This is a genomic window from Colwellia sp. (genome assembly GCF_013215345.1).
Taxonomy (GTDB): domain Bacteria; phylum Pseudomonadota; class Gammaproteobacteria; order Enterobacterales; family Alteromonadaceae; genus Colwellia.
Window position 1 is genome coordinate 1 of sequence record NZ_JABSOV010000037.1, and the last position, 20,408, is coordinate 20,408.

Annotated in this window: 12 protein-coding genes, 1 other RNA gene and 1 pseudogene; 12 read left to right on the forward strand and 2 right to left on the reverse strand. The window is 39.8% G+C overall.

Annotated features, from left to right (window positions below):
* A pseudogene (locus HRT50_RS07640) lies at positions 1–424 on the reverse strand (hypothetical protein); the annotation flags it as partial.
* A 46-nt stretch (positions 425–470) separates the two neighbouring features.
* Here HRT50_RS07640 and rsmI point away from each other — a divergent pair.
* The 8 genes from rsmI (at position 471) to glpK (ending at position 15,014) form a co-directional block, all read left to right on the forward strand.
* A complete protein-coding gene (gene rsmI, locus HRT50_RS07645; protein WP_291613040.1) occupies positions 471–1,322 on the forward strand; it encodes a 16S rRNA (cytidine(1402)-2'-O)-methyltransferase in 852 nt (283 codons plus the stop codon).
* A gap of 251 nt (positions 1,323–1,573) precedes the next feature.
* Positions 1,574–3,418 (forward strand): VWA domain-containing protein, encoded by a 1,845-nt coding sequence (locus HRT50_RS07650; protein WP_291613043.1) that lies wholly within the window; start codon positions 1,574–1,576, stop codon positions 3,416–3,418.
* Between the two features lie 84 nt (positions 3,419–3,502).
* A complete protein-coding gene (locus HRT50_RS07655; RefSeq protein ID WP_291613045.1) occupies positions 3,503–4,039 on the forward strand; it encodes a sigma-70 family RNA polymerase sigma factor in 537 nt (178 codons plus the stop codon).
* Complete coding sequence (locus HRT50_RS07660; protein WP_291613047.1) at positions 4,029–5,027, forward strand: hypothetical protein; 999 nt, start codon at positions 4,029–4,031, stop codon at positions 5,025–5,027. The genes HRT50_RS07655 and HRT50_RS07660 overlap by 11 nt, the downstream gene beginning before the upstream one ends.
* 54 nt (positions 5,028–5,081) lie before the next feature.
* Positions 5,082–5,490, forward strand: an RNA gene (gene rnpB, locus HRT50_RS07665) — RNase P RNA component class A.
* A 412-nt stretch (positions 5,491–5,902) separates the two neighbouring features.
* Positions 5,903–10,882, forward strand: coding sequence for an alpha-2-macroglobulin (locus HRT50_RS07670; RefSeq protein ID WP_291613050.1), 4,980 nt, complete (start codon positions 5,903–5,905; stop codon positions 10,880–10,882).
* Entirely contained in the window at positions 10,863–13,265 is a 2,403-nt protein-coding gene (gene pbpC / locus HRT50_RS07675) for a penicillin-binding protein 1C (RefSeq protein ID WP_291613052.1), read from the forward strand. Before HRT50_RS07670 ends, pbpC begins: the two co-directional genes overlap by 20 nt.
* A 261-nt stretch (positions 13,266–13,526) precedes the next feature.
* Positions 13,527–15,014, forward strand: coding sequence for a glycerol kinase GlpK (glpK, locus tag HRT50_RS07680; protein WP_291613054.1), 1,488 nt, complete (start codon positions 13,527–13,529; stop codon positions 15,012–15,014).
* Here glpK and HRT50_RS07685 read toward each other — a convergent pair.
* Positions 15,011–17,125: a hypothetical protein gene (locus HRT50_RS07685; protein WP_291613056.1), complete on the reverse strand. Its 2,115-nt coding sequence runs from the start codon at positions 17,123–17,125 to the stop codon at positions 15,011–15,013. The two genes, glpK and HRT50_RS07685, sit on opposite strands and share 4 nt — an antisense overlap.
* A gap of 186 nt (positions 17,126–17,311) precedes the next feature.
* On the opposite strand from HRT50_RS07685, the gene HRT50_RS07690 reads away from it, so the two are divergent.
* Genes HRT50_RS07690 through HRT50_RS07705 form a run of 4 tightly spaced genes read left to right on the forward strand, consistent with a single transcriptional unit; the run spans position 17,312 to position 20,396 of the window.
* Positions 17,312–17,512 carry a Flp family type IVb pilin gene (locus HRT50_RS07690; RefSeq protein WP_291613057.1) on the forward strand — a complete coding sequence of 67 codons (201 nt, stop codon included), beginning with the start codon at positions 17,312–17,314 and terminating at the stop codon, positions 17,510–17,512.
* Between the two features lie 37 nt (positions 17,513–17,549).
* Complete coding sequence (locus tag HRT50_RS07695) at positions 17,550–18,038, forward strand: prepilin peptidase (protein WP_291613058.1); 489 nt, start codon at positions 17,550–17,552, stop codon at positions 18,036–18,038.
* A 26-nt stretch (positions 18,039–18,064) separates the two neighbouring features.
* Positions 18,065–18,958 (forward strand): Flp pilus assembly protein CpaB, encoded by an 894-nt coding sequence (gene cpaB / locus HRT50_RS07700; protein WP_291613060.1) that lies wholly within the window; start codon positions 18,065–18,067, stop codon positions 18,956–18,958.
* Position 18,959: 1 nt separating this feature from the next.
* Positions 18,960–20,396 carry a type II and III secretion system protein family protein gene (locus HRT50_RS07705; protein ID WP_291613061.1) on the forward strand — a complete coding sequence of 479 codons (1,437 nt, stop codon included), beginning with the start codon at positions 18,960–18,962 and terminating at the stop codon, positions 20,394–20,396.
* The last annotated feature ends 12 nt before the right edge of the window (positions 20,397–20,408 follow it).

The following is a 20,408-nucleotide window of genomic DNA, read 5'->3' on the forward strand; positions in this document are numbered from 1 at the left end:
CATCGACTAGAGGCAAGGTTTTATCGGCAAGCCAGAGCGCTTTAAGGTGATCCTTTTGTTGAAAAAATAACTTTGTCGCAGTAATTAACTCAGTCACCGCTTCATCACTGGCTAAAGTTTCTGCCAGATCTAAATGTTGCTCTGCCGATAAAGTAGTAGAGTCTATGACTATCTCTTCAATTTCAGTAACTGCAGTAGTGTCCGTGGGAGGTACTGTTGTTTGTTTAGTGCTACAACTTGCTAATAAAGTAAGCAATAACGCCGGTAAGATTCGAGTTTTAATTTTTTGAAAAGACATTGAAAAAATATTTAATCCTGTTGGCTTTATTCTTACAAGTAGGGACACTGTTTTTACCACAATAAATAAATCCGTGCATATTGCTGTCGGTATGGGGTTATAATAAACGCCAACGAAGTTAGTCACAACTAAATACCCCAAATATAACTATCAAATCGAGTGAAATAAGTACATGAGTGAAATAACCCTAACCCCAGGCACCCTTTATATTGTTGCAACCCCTATTGGGAATTTAGGTGATATCAGCCAAAGGGCTATTGATATACTAACGCAAGTGGATGTTATTGCTTGTGAAGATACTCGTCATACCGGCAAGTTACTATCGGCTTTTTCCATCAAAAATAAAACTATGTCACTGCATGACCATAATGAGCGTCAGCGCCAAGATCAAGTGGCTAATATGTTAAAAGAAGGCAAGACAATTGCTTTGGTTTCAGATGCAGGCACACCACTAATCAGTGATCCTGGCTTTCATATTGTCCGTCATTGTCGGAGCCTGGGTTTAAATGTCTCGCCTATTCCTGGAGCCTGTGCCGCGATTGCTGCTTTATCAGTTGCGGGTTTGCCAACCGATAGATTTAGTTTTGAAGGTTTTTTACCTTCTAAATCAGGTGCTAGGCAAGCGACCTTAACAGCGTTGGTTGATGAACCCCGTACCATGGTTTTTTATGATGCGCCGCGCCGCGCCATAGATACGGTGCGAGATATTGTCGCAACCTTAGGTGGCGAACGTTATATTGTTATTGCTAGAGAATTGACTAAAACCTTTGAAACAATTCACAGTGATACCGCTGAAAACTTCTTGGCATGGCTAGAGCAAGACGCCAACCAACTAAAGGGTGAAATGGTACTGATCATCGAAGGTTATAAAGCGGTTGAAAATGAAATTTCTGCTGAAGTTATTAACACCTTGAAGTTATTGCTTGGTGAAATGAAGCCTAAAAAAGCTTGTGCTATTGCGGCTGAAATTTATGGCGTAAAGAAAAATTCGCTTTATGATATTGCCTTATCTTTGAAAGATTAGCCGAGCGACGACTTTACGCGCTGCTTTTGAATAGCCAAACAATTAATTGTTTGGCGCTCGTTTATTGCGAAAAGTTAAACTAGCTGCCACCAATCCCAAACGACATATTTACACTGTCATCACCATAACTGCCCCATGCATGATTTTTTGGATTTCAAGCAATATGATTAAGGTCATTTAAATAATTAATATCATTTTAATTAACCCCTTTTCGTTACTCCTGCGTTTATAACAATAACCAAAGGAGAAAAATGATGACCAAGACTATTAAAATTGCATTATGTGCAAGTGTGTTATTACTAGCGGCATGTGCACAAGAAGCTAAAGTTGACAGCAAAAATCAGCAAAATGAAGAAGACATTGTCATAGCGCAAACCGTTGAGAATCAGGCTGTTGAAAAAATCAACAGTGCGGTTGAACCACAAAAAACACCTGCGACAAGTTACCCTGCTGTTCCCTTAGCCCAAAAGCGGCGAGTTGAAAATAGCGTAAGAAAAACAGGCCCATCAATGCAGCAAGGTATTATGGCTGTGAGCCGTGAGCTAAGAGCGCCGAGCAACTTTTATTCTCATTACCCGCCAATTGCACCGATATCATTAGATCGTGAAAAATATCCACAAATAATTGAAAACAGTGTCAAATCGGTAAGTGAAAAACCGGTGTCTACCTTTTCAATTGATGTTGATACAGCTTCTTATGCCAATATTCGTCGATTACTAAATCAGGGCAATTTACCCCAACATGACGCGGTTCGTGTTGAAGAATTAGTGAATTATTTTTCTTATAACTACCCCAAAGCAGACATTAAAACTAAGCAACCGTTCTCTGTTTATACTGAGGTTGCGCCAAGCCCATTCAATCGCGATAAACATTTAATTCATATAGGAATTCAAGGTAAAACTGTTGATAAAGCCAAACGACCAGCAGCAAACTTGGTTTTTCTTATTGATGTTTCTGGCTCGATGAATAACGTTAATAAACTAGGATTATTAAAAAACTCTTTAAAAATGCTTGTTAAACAACTTGATGATCGTGATAGCGTTGCAATTGTTGTTTACGCCGGCAGTGCCGGTACAGTACTTGAGCCTACCGCTGGCGATAACCGTCATGCAATCACCAGTGCACTCGCTAATTTATCTGCTGGTGGTTCAACTAATGGTGGTGCGGGTATTCAAGCTGCTTATAGGTTGGCAGAGCAAGCATTTGTTAAAAATGGCATCAACCGCGTTATATTGGCAACAGATGGTGACTTTAATGTTGGTACAGTTAATCAACAAGCACTAAAAAATCTCATCGAACAAAAACGGGCATCAGGAATTTCTTTAAGTGTTTTAGGTTTTGGTGCGGGAAATTATAACGATGCTTTAATGCAGGAACTTGCCCAAAATGGTAACGGTAATGCCTATTATATTGATACGCTAAATGAAGCACGTAAAGTGCTGGTTGAGGAGTTGACGGCAACGTTAATGACTATTGCTAAAGATGTAAAAATTCAACTAGAGTTTAATCCAAACCTTATTAGTGAATATCGTTTGATTGGTTATGAAACAAGAGCATTAAAGCGCGAAGACTTTAATAATGATAAAGTTGATGCGGGTGATATAGGTGCTGGTCATACGGTAACCGCGCTTTATGAAGTCAGTTTTGTTGATGCCAAAAATAAATTGATTGATGATTTACGTTATCAAGAGCTTAGTCAGCAGGCAAAGAACTCAAACCGTGAGAGCAATAAAAGCGATGAACTTGCCTTCTTGCGTTTACGTTATAAGTTGCCTGACCAAGAACACAGTCAATTAATTGAGACGCCGATTTTACTTGGTTCAATGAAAGCTAGTTTGTCTGTTAGCAGCAACAACTTTAGGTTTTCAGCGGCAGTCGCTGGTTTTGGGCAAATATTACGTGGCGGTAAAAATCTTACCACTATGACATTAAACGACGTTATAAAGTTGGCTGAAGTAGCCAAAGGTGATGATAAATATGGTTATAGGGCTGAATTTATTAACATGGTGAAACTCAGTGATGCCTTAACGTTTAATGACTTGGCTGTTCAATCAGATATAGTTTTAGCCGCCACTCAATTTGACACTAATCACTAAAACCTACGGTACTAAAACCCAAGTTATTAAGGAAAGACGCTAATTTTAGATGAACTGAGCCAAGATGAAGCGGATGAAACACTTATGCTTAGCTATGCCACTGGTAATGCTTCAGCGTTTGATCTGCTTTACCATCGCCATAAACTGGTTGTTTTTCGTTTTTTTGTTCGGCAAAATTTGACACATACTGTGGCTGAAGAGCTGGCCCACGATACTTGGCTAAAAATTATTAATGCGCGTCAAAGCTATGTAGTCACGGCAAAATTCACCACTTATTTATTTACGATTGCTAGAAGGTTAGCAATTGATTATCAGCAAAAGAAAAGCCACATATGTGAAGTGACAACAGCAGATGACGAAGTATATTCACAAGAATCAATGCAATCTAACGCAGATGATGAACAGGCTGAACCAGATAAACAAGCGTTAAGCATTGCCTTAAAACAGCAAATATCATTATTACCCTTTGAACAGCGAGAGGTGTTTTTGCTTAAACAAGAAGCCGGATTTAGTATTGATGATATTGCTAACATTACTCAGCAGAACAAAGAAAAGGTTAAAAGCCGATGGCGTTATGCTTTAAAAAAAATGCGTAAGGGGTTAAGTTTTTATGTCAACTGAACATGATAAAAACAAAGTCACCATCGATGATGAACAATTCATTGCTGCGCTTTATGCTGAGCTAGAAACGGAACTAGAAAGCGCACAGAAAAATACACAGCAAAATGAACTAACCACTAATCCTACTGATAAGCTGTTCACTGAACAACCGAGCGCTTCACTCGATCAACGCATTTTAGCAGCAGCGCATAAAGCTGTTGATTCAAAACCAAAAATAATTGATTTAAATGGAGAAAAACCATCAAAAAATAAAAAATCACGCGCTTGGCATGTTCCGCTTAGCCTAGCCGCGTCAACGGTATTAGTGGTGTCCTTGGTTGTTAATCAAGGAGAAGAGTCTGTGCTGCCAAATCGCGATGTTATGTTAGCGCCAAGAACTGTTCAAGCTGAACAGGCACTAAGCACTAAAAGAATAGGCATTGCTGAAAGAAATGTTATGGCGCAAGGGCAAAGTCGAGATTTTGCCAAGCAAAGCAGGCATCAAGCTAAGAAAAATGCTAGCACACTGATTGAAGAATCTGTTCATGCTCTAGCTCAAGTATCAGCTCAACCACCCGTTAAAGCGGCAAGGAAACAGGAGCATAAAGTCGCGGTTGAGATGCCTGCTCTGCCAGATTTTAAAGCACCACCGAGTAGAATTTCGTCAGATGAACAGCTGCGAAGAATAGCCAGCGAAGAAATGGCAACGTTGAAAGAAAAATCATATTTCAGCAAGCTCGAAGGCTCAATCCCTATGCTATTGCTGTCATTACAGCAATATCAATTATTTAAAAAGCAAAACAAGCAATGGTTTTTACGTAACGAGAGTGAGCAATACTATGTAATTGATGTTTTCGATAGTGAACATAAAGCTACTCAATATAAGCTATTAAAAAAACATTTTAATATTAATGTTTTAACTCGAAATACAGCGGGTGACCATGTGAGTAGTTTGGCAAATGACATCGAACATAAACATTCCTTTGAACAGATAGAAGTACTCGATTAAAAATAATTTCGTCAACTTATAGGCGCAACAAAAATATTAGGGTAGAATGCGCCCCGAGTTGACCAGACAATCGCTGGCTAGTTTGCGTAAGTATTTCTAGCGGGAGGAAAGTCCGGGCTCCAATGAGCAGGGTGCCAGGTAATGCCTGGGCGGCGTGAGCCGACGACAAGTGCAGCAGAGAGAAGACCGCCGATGGCTTCCTTTCGAGGATTCACAGGTAAGGCTGAAAGGGTGCGGTAAGAGCGCACCGGATTGCTGGTAACAGTAATTGCAGGGTAAACTCCACCTGGAGCAAGACCAAATAGGGTTTCATGATTATTTAGGCGTAAGCTTTAATAATATAAGCGTGGCTCGCGTGGAAACCGGGTAGGTTGCTTGAGCCTTAGAGCGATTTAAGGCCTAGACGAATGATTGTCACTTCTTAGGAAGATACAAAACCCGGCTTATGTGGTCAACTCACTTATTCTAAGATAGCCCTGGTAAAACGGGGCTTCTGCAATTGATTGATTTTGATGGTGCTAACTTTGAAACATAAGATGGTACATAAATAAAATATCCCCATTAGAAATAACACCTATTAATTTCGCTATAGAGTTACCGCTAAGGCTCAAGCCTTTACTAATGTAATTTAAATAAAGTACTCTCTTCATACTAGCTGCTACTTTACTATAGCTATAACTTTGCATAATTTTGGTTGCGGCATAGTTAACCTTTCCAACAAAACGATGAGTTGTTATTATCTAGTCAACGATTGTCATATTTCAATGGTAAATCAATGATTAGCCATTTAAAAGCAAGTCGCAATTAAGCTTATTTCCGTCTGTATAGGCGGCTAGACAGCATCAAATTATTAATATCTGACAAAGAGATAACACATGGTTAAAGGACTAACAACGTTAAAAGTAATATTACCTTTGCTTTTATTGCTTAGTGCTTGCTCGGAAAAACCAGCAAGTACTGACACTCAAACTGAAAATAATACGCAAAAGTCAGCAATAAAGCCTGTGGAAAAGCCAAGCATTGCTGTCATCCAAGGTAATAAAAAAACTATCAAAGAAAAAAGTCAGCCAGATTATAGTGACCGAAAAATTGAAGTGTTGGATATTGCTGAGCGCAGTTTTGATGGCGGCAATGCCATAGCAGTTACCTTATCTGCACCGTTAAACCCCGAATTGAAACATGATGATTATTTTTCACTGACTGAAAAATCTGGTGCTAAGGTAGATGATAGTATTGTCTTGTCTAAAAATAACAAGGTGGTTTACTTTCCGTTTATTGAGCCTTCAAGCACATACAAGCTAACGGTATATAAAGGTTTAAGCGCAAATAATGGCTCTACATTAAAAAAAGATACTTTTAAAGCAATAACAACTCGTCCGATTATCCCAAGCTATAACTTTGCCAGTAAAGGCTCTTTTTTACCGTTAAAACAACATAAAGGCTTACCTATTGAGTTAGTTAATATTAAAGAAGTTAATGTTGATTACTTTAAAGTGCCTGATGATCAAGTTGTGCAATTTCTAACTAATAAAAGCTCTTTTCAAAATAAAGTATACCGTTATTACGCACAACAGAGTATTAGCCGTGCAGAGCAAGTTTATTCGGCACGCTACCAGTTTAAGGGGCAAAAAAATAAGCGGAGAACTTTTAATTTACCGATCCAAAATATTGAGGCTTTGTCCTCCGCGGGTATTTACCTCGCGGTAATGACTGAGCCAAACGATGTTTACAATGATATTTCAATGACTCATTTTATGGTGACCGATATAGGCATGCACGTACGTGTTTATAAAAACCAATTAGAAGTTGCTTTAAATAGTTTAACCAATCAAAAACCGCTTTCAGCAGTAAAAGTCACTTTATTAAATAATAGCGGCAAACAAATAGACCAATTTAAAAGCTCACCCGATGGCTTGGGCACACTAAGAACGAAAACTGATGCTAGATATATAGTTGCTCAGTCAGGTGCCTCTTTTTCTGTCGTTTCTCTTACTGGGCCCGCATTGGATTTATCTGAATTCACCCTTGCACAACGTCCTTTTGTTGCCGATGAAATCTTTGTTTATAGTGCTCGTGATCTATATCGTCCAGGTGAATCGGTTGATTTTAATGCCTTATTACGAGGTCAAGATGGTCAACGTATTAAGGCAATAGCCCTGAAAGCAAACATTAAAGATCCCAGTGGTCAAACGGCTAAAGATTTTACTTGGCGCAGTAACAGCGATGGTTACTTTCATCAGCAATTTACTATACCAAAAGATGCAAAAACAGGAACTTGGCTGCTAGAAATTCGTAAACATAAACACATATTAGCGAGCTATAAATTTAAAGTTGAAGAATTTTTGCCCGAGCGTTTGAAGCTTACCTTTAACCAAGGCGAAACAGCTAAACTGTATCAACTTAATGACAAGCTAACCGTTAATGTCTTAGGTGAATACTTATATGGTGCGCCAGCATCGGGTAATCGCTTTGAATCACGTATTGTAATTACTCCCCAGCGTCAGCCTTTTGATGCATTAAAAGGTTTTCAGTTTGGTAATATTATTGAAAAAAACCTAAGCCAACAATATAAATTAGCCGATGTAAAACTAGACTCCCAAGGCAAAACAGCAATCACCATAGAAAATCGCTGGGCTAAGGTTAAATCACCAGTACAAGTGACCTTACAAGCAAGTTTATTTGAAACGGGTGGTCGAGCAATTTCAAGACGCCATCAAACAACCGTTATTTCGGGTAATATGCTCATTGGCATAAAACCTCATTTTAAAAATAACCCAGAGCACAATAGCCGAGTTACCTTTGATGTGGTTACCACAAATGCACAGGGTAAATTAACTAAAAACGCTGCCTTAGATGTTAAATTAGTGAGAGAAGACCGTCGTTATTTTTGGGAGTTTAACAATAGTGATGGCTGGCATTATCGTTGGTCAGACAGTGAATTTGTTGAATACAACAGTGCTGTCGATACCAATGCTAATAAAGCCAGTCAGTTAGACGTGCCCGTTGAATACGGCCGTTATCGTTTAGAAATTAGCGATGCGGCAACTAAAACAATGACCAGTGTACGATTTTTTGCCGGCCATGACTGGTATAGCTCATGGCGAAATAATCAATCATCATCGCAAGCTGCTCGTCCAGATAAAGTATCGCTCGCTTGGGATAAAGCTTCGTATAACGCAGGTGATGTTGCACAATTAAGCATAGTGCCACCAAAAGCAGGTGAAGCATTACTGCTGATAGAGTCGGACAAGCTGCTTTATTCACAGCGCATTTCCATACCTGCTGAGGGGCTTAATGTTGCGATAAACATTGATGAAAAATGGCAACGCCATGACATTTATGCCTCAATTGTGCATTTACAGTACGGCGATAATAAAAAACGCATTACCCCAACGCGCGCCATCGGTTTAATTCATTTACCACTTAACCGCGAGTCACGTAAGCTTGAGCTTGAGATAGAGTCTGCTAAGGAAATTTATCCTAACCAAAGCTACCAAGTTAAAGTAAAAGTGAATGGGCATGCTGATCAACAAGCTAAATTAACCTTAGCTATGGTTGATGTTGGCGTTTTAAGCCTAACCGATTTTGATACACCTGATGTTCACCAGTTCTTTTTTGAACCAAGACGTTTTCAAGTAGATAGCCGAGACTTGTATCAAAACTTAATTGACTTAAATGATGCGCCACTAGCGAAACAAAAATTTGGTGGTGATGCAGAATTAAGTCGCGGCGGTAAAAAAGCGCAAGCTGAAGTACAAATACTGTCACTCTTTAGTGGCTTAGTTGCTGTAGATAACAAGGGCTACGCAACTGTCGCTTTTGATATTCCTGACTTTAACGGCAGAGTACGCTTAATGGCGATCGCTTTTACCGATGATAAATTTGGCTCTGCGGAAAGTGAAATGACTATCGCTGCACCTATTGTTAGTCAAATAGCCATGCCGCGCTTTTTAGCAACCGGTGACCATTCAACCTTTGCCCTTGATTTACACAACTCCACCGAACAAACGCAAACATTAACCGTGGCTTTAACCACGACAGGCCCCGTTAGTCTCACTAGTGCTGATTCTAAAAGCAACTCGAAGAGTGATGCTACTGCCAACAATAGCCAAGAAATCATCTTAGCAGCCAAAGAAAAAACCACTTTGATCTACCCTGTTTCGGTTGGTAGCCAAGAAGGACGATCGAAAGTATCACTATCTGTACAAGGGGTTGAGGGCTATCCCATCGATAGAAACTGGCATATCGCCGTACGATCAGCCTATCCAGCATTAATTGAGTATAAAAATGCCACGTTAATTAAAGATCAATCTTTTAGTTTTAGCCCAAGTGATTACGCTCATTTAAAAGCAAATACTCTTGAGGCGGTGTTATCGGTAAATAATATGGTTGAATTTAACAGCCGCGAACAAATGAAACATTTACTAAAATATCCTTATGGCTGTTTAGAGCAATCGACCAGTTCAACCTACCCCTGGTTATATGCTAATAAAGAAATACTAGATTCCCTTGATTTAAAAAATACGTCTAATAAACATCGCTTGGAAAGCATTAACTATGGTTTATCACGCATTCAAGCCAAAGCATTGAAAAATGGTAGTTATGGTTTATGGAGCAATACCAGTCAAGAAGAGCATTGGTTAACTGCTTACGTCGGAGACTTTTTAACGGATGCTAAAGAACAAGGTATTGAAGTTAATCGCCAGCAATACCAAAAAACCATGGCTCGCTTAACGACTTATTTAAAAAATCAAAATGGTACTTATACCAACCGTTGGTCAGAATCAGTAAAACATTACGATTTTGCTTACCGTGCTTATGCGGGGTATGTGTTATCTCGACACAATAAAGCGTCATTATCCAAGTTACGTGATCTGGCTAAACACAAAAGCAAAGATGCTGAAAGTCAGTTAGCTTTAATTCACTTAGCCTTAGCGCTTAAAAATCAAGGTGATGACGTGAATAGCCAAGCCATGTTTGATAAAGCTGTAGTGCTTGAACGTGGTACGAAATATTTAAGTGATTATGGTTCGGTTATTCGCGATAAGGCACTGATAATTCATTTATTAATTAAACATGAATATCAACTTGATTATGCCTTTGATACTGCTCTAGCACTTTCAAAAATACTCGCCGATAAAAAGTATTTAAGCACACAAGAGCGTAATGCACTTTTTCTTGCCAGCATATCTTTAGAGCAAGGCGAGCAAAAGGATTGGCAAGCGCTACTTAGCTTTAATCAAGCGAAATCAACGATACAAAAATCAGGTGCTTATACACAAAAATTATCGGCAACTGATTTACAGCAAGGGTTAAGCTTAACAAATAACTCTGCTGATCGTCTGTATGTTAACTTTGCTTATCAAGGTGTTAGTAAAACAAAACCGCAAGCAACAACGGGTGATTTGACCATTGAACGAGACTACTACGACAGCAAAGGTCAGCAGATAGATGCCAGTAAGTTAAAAGTTGGCGATATGGTATTAGTAGCTATTCGTGTTTATTCCGAGCGCCGAAGCCCGGACTTATTAGTGGTTGATTTATTACCTGCTGGTTTAGAATTAGAGAATCAGAATTTAAGCCACGCAATTAAACTCGACAGCATTATCTTTGATGGTAAACCCGCTAGTGAATGGCAAAAGAAAACCAATATATTACATCAAGAGTTTAGAGACGATCGTTATGTTGCTGCGATTGATGTCGGTTATAGAGGCACTAGTTACTTATTTTATTTAGCTCGCGCGGTAACACCAGGAAAATACCTAGTACCAGCCCCGTTAGTTGAAAACATGTATCAACCAGATAAAAACGCAGTGGGTGATACCCTAGATACCATTGAAATTACTAACTTATAAAATAAAGCAAGCGGCAGGCACTAAGCGATTTTGGCTCGGCACCATTATCGCTAGCATGTTGCTATTATTTTACTGCTTACATCTTGCCTACCCTCTTAATATTCCTAAAGCACAAAAGAGCTTTGCTCAAGTGGTTTATGCTGATGACGGTCGTGCGCTGCGTGCTTTTGCTGATAGCAATGGTATATGGCGCCAACAAGCTGACCTTAACTCGGTTTCACCACTTTATATTCAAGCGCTATTAACTTATGAAGACCAATATTTTTGGTCGCATTTTGGCGTAAATCCAGTGTCGTTATTGCGCGCTTTATATTTAAATTGGCGTTGTGGCTGTATCGTTTCTGGCGGTTCAACCCTTAGCATGCAAGTTGCGCGTATTTTACATCCTCATAGCCGCACTATCTCTGGAAAGTTAGTACAAATATTAAGGACACTGCAATTAGAGCTAAGCTTATCGAAAGAAGAAATTTTAACACTCTATTTAAACTATGCACCATTTGGCGGTACTGTTGAAGGTGTTGAAGCGGCAAGTCAGGCTTATTTAGGCAAATCAGCAAAGCAACTTAGCCATGCTGAAGCAGCATTGCTGGCCGTATTACCGCAAAGCCCATCAAAAATACGCCCTGACCGTTACCCACACAGAGCTGAAAAAGCACGTAACAAGGTACTAAAACGTTTAGCTAGTCAGCAGGTATGGTCAGCTGCAATAATAAAAAGTGCCCAGCAAGAACAAGTGTATGCGGCTAAGCCAAGCAGACCTAACTACGCGCCTTTGCTGGCAAGAAAATTGATACGAGAGTTTCCGCAACATAAAAAAATTAACAGCACCATAGATTATGATTTGCAGATCGGCCTTGAAGACCTATTAAAAAACTTTATTAGTAACCAGCCAGATAAAAGCTCCGCCGCAGTATTGGTAATTGATAATAAAAAAGGCACGGTAAAAGCTTATATTGGCTCCGCTGATTTTAATGATAAATCTCGCTTTAGTAATGTTGATATGATTAGCGCTATTCGCTCACCGGGTTCAACCTTAAAACCCTTTATATACGCCAGCGCGATTGATAAAGGCTTAATACATTCACATAGCTTGCTAAACGATAGCCCTCGTTATTATTCTGATTACAAACCAGAAAACTTTACTGGTCAGTTCAGCGGCCCGGTCAGTGTGCAAAGCGCCTTACAACGATCATTAAATGTACCTGCCGTACAGGTACTTGAGCATTTAGGCGCGCAAAATTTTTATAATCAATTAGCATCAGCGGGCATTAAATTAACTTTACCGAAAGCCGCAAAACCTAACTTATCTATTGCGCTAGGCGGTGCAGGCATTAGTTTATGGCAATTAGTTCAAGCTTATTCAAGTCTGACTAATCAAGGCAAAGTATTATCTCCTCGTTATTATAATGAGCCCGTAGCTGCTGACAATCAAAGTGAAATTCAAAACAAAACGGCTGATTCACCACGTTATCTAATGAGTGACAGTGCCGCTTGGATTACCTATAAAATGCTTATTGATAACCCTAGGCCCAATGCTTTATTAAGTGAAAATATTCGCCGAACTACCAATGATATAGCTTGGAAAACGGGTACCAGTTATGGTTTTAGAGATGCATGGGCTATTGGCACAAGTGCAAAATATACCCTTGGTGTTTGGCTAGGACGCCCTGATGGCACTCCACAACCAGGTCACTATGGCGGCTTAACGGCAGCACCGCTGTTATTTAATATCTCAGATGTCCTGCATCAAAATGACCATGTTTGGCTTAACAAGCCTGAAAAAGTTAGTACAACAGAAATCTGCTGGCCTCTGGGTAAAAGCAAAAAGCAGACAGCTGAAGATTTATGTCATGTTTCACACCAAGCATTTACCCTTGCAGGGTTAACCCCGAATTCATTAGCAGCGATTAATCATGATAAATGGCAAATGAACCCACAGCCTTATTGGCAAGAAACAGCAACGGGATTATTGACTGACTTTGCTTGCCCTGAAGAGAAAACCAAAAAGTATATGGCGTTGTGGCCAAAGTCACTTGAACCTTGGTTACCGAAAAAGTTCACCCGTGCGGCAATGTTACCGAAAAAAAGCCAACACTGTACCAAGCTCACGACACCAAACTTTGGCGATATTAAAATAATTGGCTTAGCGAAAGACACTGAAATAATAAGTCTCAGTGTTAATAAACCACCGGTAATTAATTTTTCGGTTTTGGGCAGTAGCGGCCAGCTTGATTGGTATCACAATGGCAGTTTTGTAAAAAGCTTAGCCAGTAAACAAAGTTTTTTTTACGCAGCTAAGAGTTATGGTGAGCAGCAAATAGCGGTGATTGACTCTCATGGTAACAGTGACATGATCACCTTTCAGGTAAGTGACGCTAGATAAGTTTGACTTCTCATTAAGTGATGATTTTCTCTTAGCTAAACCAAGCAATACTCCCCCCGAAAAAATATGATTTGCTAGTTCAAGGATAGTATTTTGTCTTAATGGCATTAAACTACAATCTAGCTAACAATATTGAGAACTTGATGACTAACTCATTAAGCGTTCGATATGACGAATATGATAAGCTCCTATTAAACTGGCTAGTGGTATTTTTATTTTTTAACTAGCCAAATACTTTAAGGCGCAGCTAAGGCATTAACTATGATTCTAGCCATAGACCAAGGCACTACCGGCACAACTATCAGAATTACCACGGCTCAAGGTCAGGAAGTTGGCGCGGCATATAATGAATTTCAACAATTCTACCCTAGGCCAACTTGGGTTGAACATGATGCCATGGAAATTTGGCAAGTTACTCAAGATAGTATCTTACAGGCTTTAAAATCAGCTAAGTTAACCTCTGCTGAGATCACTTGCATTGGCATTACCAATCAAAGGGAAACCACAGTTGTCTGGCATAAAAAGACGGGTAAGCCGGTATATAATGCCATTGTTTGGCAATGCCGGCGATCAGCGGGGCTTTGTCAAAAAATAAAAAGCTTAGGTAAAACCGACTGGCTTCATCAAAAAACCGGCCTGATGCCTGATGCCTATTTTTGTGCCACTAAACTGCAGTGGTTATTTAATGAAAAGCCAGAGTTAAAAGCCTTGGCAGAAAATGGCGAACTTGCTTTTGGCACCATAGATTCATGGCTGATGTGGCAACTAAGTCATGGTAAGGCGCATTGCACCGACCATAGCAATGCTTCGCGTACCATGCTTTATAATATTCACCAGCAACAATGGGATGATGATCTGCTGGAGTTTTTTGATATTCCTAAGTCAATATTGCCAAGCATTAAAACCTCAGCAGGCTTATTCTGTCATAGCGCTGCCGATGGCTTTCTTGGCGCAGAAATTCCTATTACCGGTGTTGCTGGCGACCAACAGTCGGCTTTATTTGCTCAACAGTGTACCCAAGCGGGTATGATCAAAAACACCTATGGCACAGGTTGCTTTATGTTGATGTATACCGGTGACCAACCTTACTTATCTAATAAAGGTCTATTGACTACCATTGCTTGTGACAAAAATGGTCAGCCAGCTTATGCACTTGAAGGGGCTGTTTTTATCGCAGGAGCGGCGGTGCAATGGCTTAGAGATCAATTACAACTTATTGACCATGCCAGTGAAACTGAAACGTTAGCCTTAAGTGTCAGTGATAATAATGGTGTTTATTTCGTGCCGGCCTTTAGCGGCTTAGGCGCGCCACATTGGGATATGCAGGCGACAGGGGCGATAACAGGGTTAACTCAGGGCTGTACTAAAGCGCATATAGTTAGAGCCACGTTAGAAGCTATTGCTTTTCAAAGCTATGATCTGATGCAGTTGATGCAGCAAGAAAGTACTCTTAACATTGAGCAACTGAAAGTTGATGGCGGCGCCTGTGCCAATAATTTTCTACTGCAATTTCAAGCGGACTTATTGGGCGTCACCATTGAGCGACCAGCCAATATAGAATCAACCGTATTAGGCGCGACTATTTTAGCGGCTATAGGGCAAGGTATTTGGAACGCTGAAACTATACCTGCAAGTTTATATGGTGAAATAGAATATTTTACCGGAAACATGCCGCAAGCTCAGGGTAAAACTTTACTTGCGGGTTGGCACAATGCCGTTAATAAGTGCCTTACTTCTGTTTTGAACTAATTCACTCTAAACGTTTTAGTTATCGTTGCTGGCTCGAAGCGGAAATTACCGCGAATTGTCGCCTTGAGTAAGCTACCTTTTGCTAAGCTAGCGCTCACGGCACCACTGTCTAAATCAATTTCTTCATTACGGTTGCTCGACCACTCGATGGTGATACCTTCAATATCATACTTATCAAGATTTTTTGGTAAATTGAATGCTCCGCTGCGATAGTAAACGCCAGTCCTATTTTCCATTATTATGCCAGCGGTTAAAAATTGCTGTGCAGCACTAAGTGGCGAACCAATAATACTGTTTGTACTTAAATAGTTGATGGTATCAGCCCCGAAAAGGTAGGTGTCACCGGTAGTGTAAACCACCTTGTCAGAGAGCACTGCGACTTGCTCTATGGTGTTATCAAAGTCAGTAAGTATTGCTTTGACGGTAAAGTCATTGTTCTTGTGTTTAACCAAGCTGATATTTTTGTCATTTGCCACAACAGTCATTTTTGTTATGGCATTACTACTTAAAATACTTGGTGGATAAGGCAACACTAAACTCTTATTCAAGATAAGTTTATTATCAACAATATCTATAAAGCTGAGCTCTTGTTGAGCAATATTGATGGCGGCAAGTTGTTTATCACCACTAAAGTGAACTTGACTGAGCTTTTGATTACCATACTGATAACTTGCTAATAATTTCATGTTATTGGTGTCAATTAGCGATAACTTACCACTTTCTGGCTCGGTATAAGCGAGTAACTCGCCATTGGGAGATAAGGCAATGTGATCAAGTTCAATAAAGTCAGGCACCCGATAACCAAAGTCTGGTGCTAATGCTAGGCTCTCACCTGAAAGGCGATATATTATATGGCCTAAGCCATCATCAAGTACTACCGCTAATAACTTACTGTCGATACTACTGGCCATGGTAACCATGGCATCGTTATAGCAACTGGCTTCACTATCAAAAATAGGTGGAATTACGGTAGGTACATTGATAACGGGGAGAGATGTAGATGCAGAAGTATAGCCATCAATATTACTTGCTGTCAGACTGCTGCTCTTAGCTCTTGGTGCTTGCTCTTCATCATCTTTATTAGCCTGAACATTGGATAAAAATAAACCATGCTCACCACTAGTATTACAAACATCCGTTATTCCAGATGCTGCTTTACTGGTTAATATAAAGAAATTATTGCTATTAACATGCTGCTTTATTTTAGTGATATCCGTGCTGCGGGTTTGGTTTAAATAATCAAACCAATCATAATCATCCTCATCACCATGGTCGTCGTCATCATGATGGTCATCATGGTCGTCGTCATCATCCTTTGCTGAAGCAACACTTAGTTGACTGTATGCGCGCACCAGTGCATTTTTCTGCTTGCTTGCGCTACTGGTGTTTTTGCTTATGCCCTGGTTCTCAATATTGGCATAAGCACCACTATTGGCATTTAAGCTAATTAATTTATTATCACTGGTTACTATAATGGCTCGTCCGGTAATCGGGTGTAAATCAAATTGACTAAACCTGACACTACTATCTTCATCAAGCAAATATGAATTACCTGTCACTAAATTTGGATAAACGAGGGCATCAGCATGAACCTGCGATGTTTGCACTGCAAGGTTATTGCTATAAATCATCAAGTCAACCATAGCTGCAATAGGCAAATAGCGATTATCAGCAGTAATGGCTTGGGCTTTAATAATTGAGGAAATTATTTGGTTGCCTTCACTGATCGGGCCATCAAATTTATCTAACTTGCTAAAATCTATATTGAGTTTTTCAGTTAAGTAGGACTTAGCGTGATCTATGCTGCCATTTACTAGTGGGTTATACATAACTTCATTATTTATCAAGGTGGTAAATGGCGTTACTAATGCGCTACCTGCAATAGCTGAAAGGGTAAAGTCATCGTATACAGCAAGAATCGGACTTTGATTTACTAACAACTCTTGTTCACTTGCTAACAACTCAGCTTCACCAGTATCACATTGACCATTTAAATTACTGTCAATGCAACTGGACTTATTGGCACTGTATTTAGCTTGTTCATATTCTGGGATTAAAGCGTCATTATTATCAGTGTCACTGTTACAGCCAAATAACAAACTTACTATCATAATTTTAACTAAAAAAAAGTATTTTAAGTGCATGGAGAATTGGTCAACTAATGGGGAATTAGCCAAATTATCCCATTAGATAGTAATAAGATCAACAACCTTAATGATAATTGTTTTTGTTTGCGTTATTTGTTTTCTCTAGGTAAAATAACCAAAAAATAACATTAATTAACCCTGTGAAGCATCATGTTAACAATTTATCGTAATTTTCAAACTTTTTTACAAGACCAACGGGGCGTTTCTGCCATTGAATACGCCGTATTAGCCGCCATTATTGTTGGTTTACTGGTGTCAGCATTTGGTGGTGATGAAGGCTTGAGTTCTATTATTGAGCAAACTTTTGAAACCATTAAAACTAAGATTACAGAACTTACTGCAGCAGAGTAATTAGCAAAGCTTGATATTGAAAAGCTGAAGTTAAGCAATGCTTACCATTACCCTGTTCATCACTTGGCTTTATTACTTGTTAGCAGTGTTATTAGCTAGCGCAGTATATTTAGATTGGCGCTATCGGCAGTTGCCGAACTGGTTGTCTCTACTGGTGTTGTTAAGTGGGGTAGCAACTCTTCTCTTACAGCAAGCTCTTGCTAGCGCATCGTATGATGAATTAGGGCTGCGAATGTTAACTGCTTTGCTACTTATACTGGCAGCATTGCCGGTTTATTACTTAGGTGGTTTAGCTGCTGGCGATATCAAACTTATTGCTGCGCTATCTGTTTGGTTTGAATTTGAACAGCTCAAGACTTTTTTGCTGCTAACAACACTCATAGGCGGTTTTTTAGCACTAATAATTATCTGCTACAACTTTTGTTTAACATTGCTTAGTTTCCGTTACCAAAGCAATAAAACAAAAATCACCACAGTTCCCTATGGCATAGCTATCTCACTTGGCACTGCCCTTGTTTTATTTTAATTACAGATTTAGGAGTGCTGGTTTCGATGTTTTCGACCAGAAATATAATTTATCTAACTTTTAGCATCGCGGTTATTGGTGTTATTGGTATTTACTTGCAGCTAAGTGGCACTAAAGCAATTAACACTGCAATAGCAAATGAAGCGCCGATTTCGGTATTAACACTTAATACCGACCTTGATGCCGGAAAAGCTATTTTAGCGCAACATTTTAGTTGGCAGTTAATCTCAGAGCAACAAACACAAAATCTTGTTGGTTTAATTAAACGTCAAGATTTTAAATTGAAAAATTTTAAAGGTGCCATCAGTCGCTACCCACTAGTTAATGGCGATTATGTTCGTCTTGATAGTTTAGTTTTGCCACATGACAGTGACTTTCTCACTACCTCGTTGGTTAAAGGTAAGCGTGCTATGGCCATTAAGGTTGATGCGCAATCAGCTATTGCTGGTTTAGTTAGCCCCGGAGATAGAGTTGATGTGATTTTCTATCACAAGTTAAAACGTAGTGAAGAACAAGATGTTTGGCAGATTAACGCCAGTGCCTCGGTAAGACAACTGGTTACTAATGTGCGTTTAATTGCCGTTGACCGTCAACTCAATAAGCAAGAAGTTGCTGATGATAGTCGTAAGGGCAGTAAAATTAAATACGATGATCACAGTACTGTTACTTTAGAAGTAACGGTTAAGCAGGCACAAAAACTAGCGATGGCACAACAACTGGGCCGCTTAAGTTTATTATTGCGTGGCTCATCAGGACAATATGGCCAACTTGCGGCCACTGAAGATATTAGCATTAATACTGTCTTTGCCGATATTTTACCGCAATTTGACCAACACGCTCAGCGCGCACAGATGGTATTAATGCAAGGCGAAAAACAGGTACTTAGTCATGCTAAAGAAAAGCAATCAGGAGAGAAGTAAGATGACTGCTAAATCTTTTATTTGCCAAGTTAAATTGGCCTTAGCTAGTTTATTGTTCATTTATGCGGGGCAGAGCTTAGCTTTAGAATTAAGCATAAGTGAAGGTTATTTAATTAACTTACCCAGTAACGCCAAAACTATTTTTATTGCGAACCCTAATATTGCCAGCTATCAGGTACCTGCGGCGAATAAAATTTTTGTTTTTGGTCGTCAAGCGGGCAGCACCAATTTATATGCCCTTGATAATAGTGGCTCGGTTATTTTTTCAGAAAAAATAAAAGTGCAACACAATATTAGTGAATTAAATGCGCAAGTTGCTGAGTTATATCCACAAGCAAGGGTTGAGGCCATTTCAAACAATGGCCAATTATTGCTAAAAGGCACAGTGCCATCAGCCATTATGGCCACGGCGGTCATTGAATTAGCACGCAGTTATATGGTTTCTGTCGATAATGAAGGTACTGGTGAGGAACAAAAAAATGCCAGCGATAATAGCAATAACCAAGTGTTAGAGCCAATTAACCAGCTGTCGGTCACTTTACCCAATCAAGTCAATATCCGGGTACGTATTGCTGAAGTTGCTCGTACAGTTACTACCCAATTAGGTCTGCATCCAGGGGAGAACTTCTTAGGTATACAAAATGCCAATTGGAGTCAGGGCAGCTTGGAAAGTTCGAGCATGGATATCAATCAAGCGGTTGGAAAAGTTATTGGCGTTGATATCTTTGGTGGCTTAAATAAGATTTTCGGTCTAAAGCTTAACTCGCACAGCATAATGCTTGATGCCTTAGCAAAAGAGGGGGCGGCAAAAATATTAGCTGAGCCCAACTTAACCGCTATGTCTGGCGAAACCGCCACTTTTATGGCTGGTGGTGAATTCCCTATTCCGGTGAGTTTAACGCCAAATGGTCAAGTGGTGATCGAGTTTAAGCAATATGGCGTATTACTTAACATAACGCCAACAGTGCTAAGTGATAGGCGTATTAGTTTACAAATTGAACCGGAAGTCAGCAGCTTGGATCACAATAGTGCACAGATTTTTAATGGTTTATCTGTACCGGGCATTAAGGTCAGGCGTGCTAAAACCACCGTTGAGCTGGCCAGTGGAGAAAGTTTTATGCTGGCAGGGTTACTGATGAATGATGAAAGTAATAGTGTTAGTAAATTTCCTTTCCTTGGTGATATCCCCGTACTTGGCGCCCTGTTTCGCTCAACTAACTATAATCGTAACGAAACAGAGTTAGTGATTATTGCCGAAGCCTATGTGGTGGAGCCATCGCGCGAAAAGAACTTGGCCCTGCCAACAGATTTTTATACCCCGTATAGTGATCTAGAGCGCTTATTTAATGTCTCTTGGCAACAAGATGCGTTGGTGCCGGATTTACCGATTAATGACAAGCAACCTAGGCTGCTTGGCGATAACGGCTTTTACTATTGATAGCTCAACAAA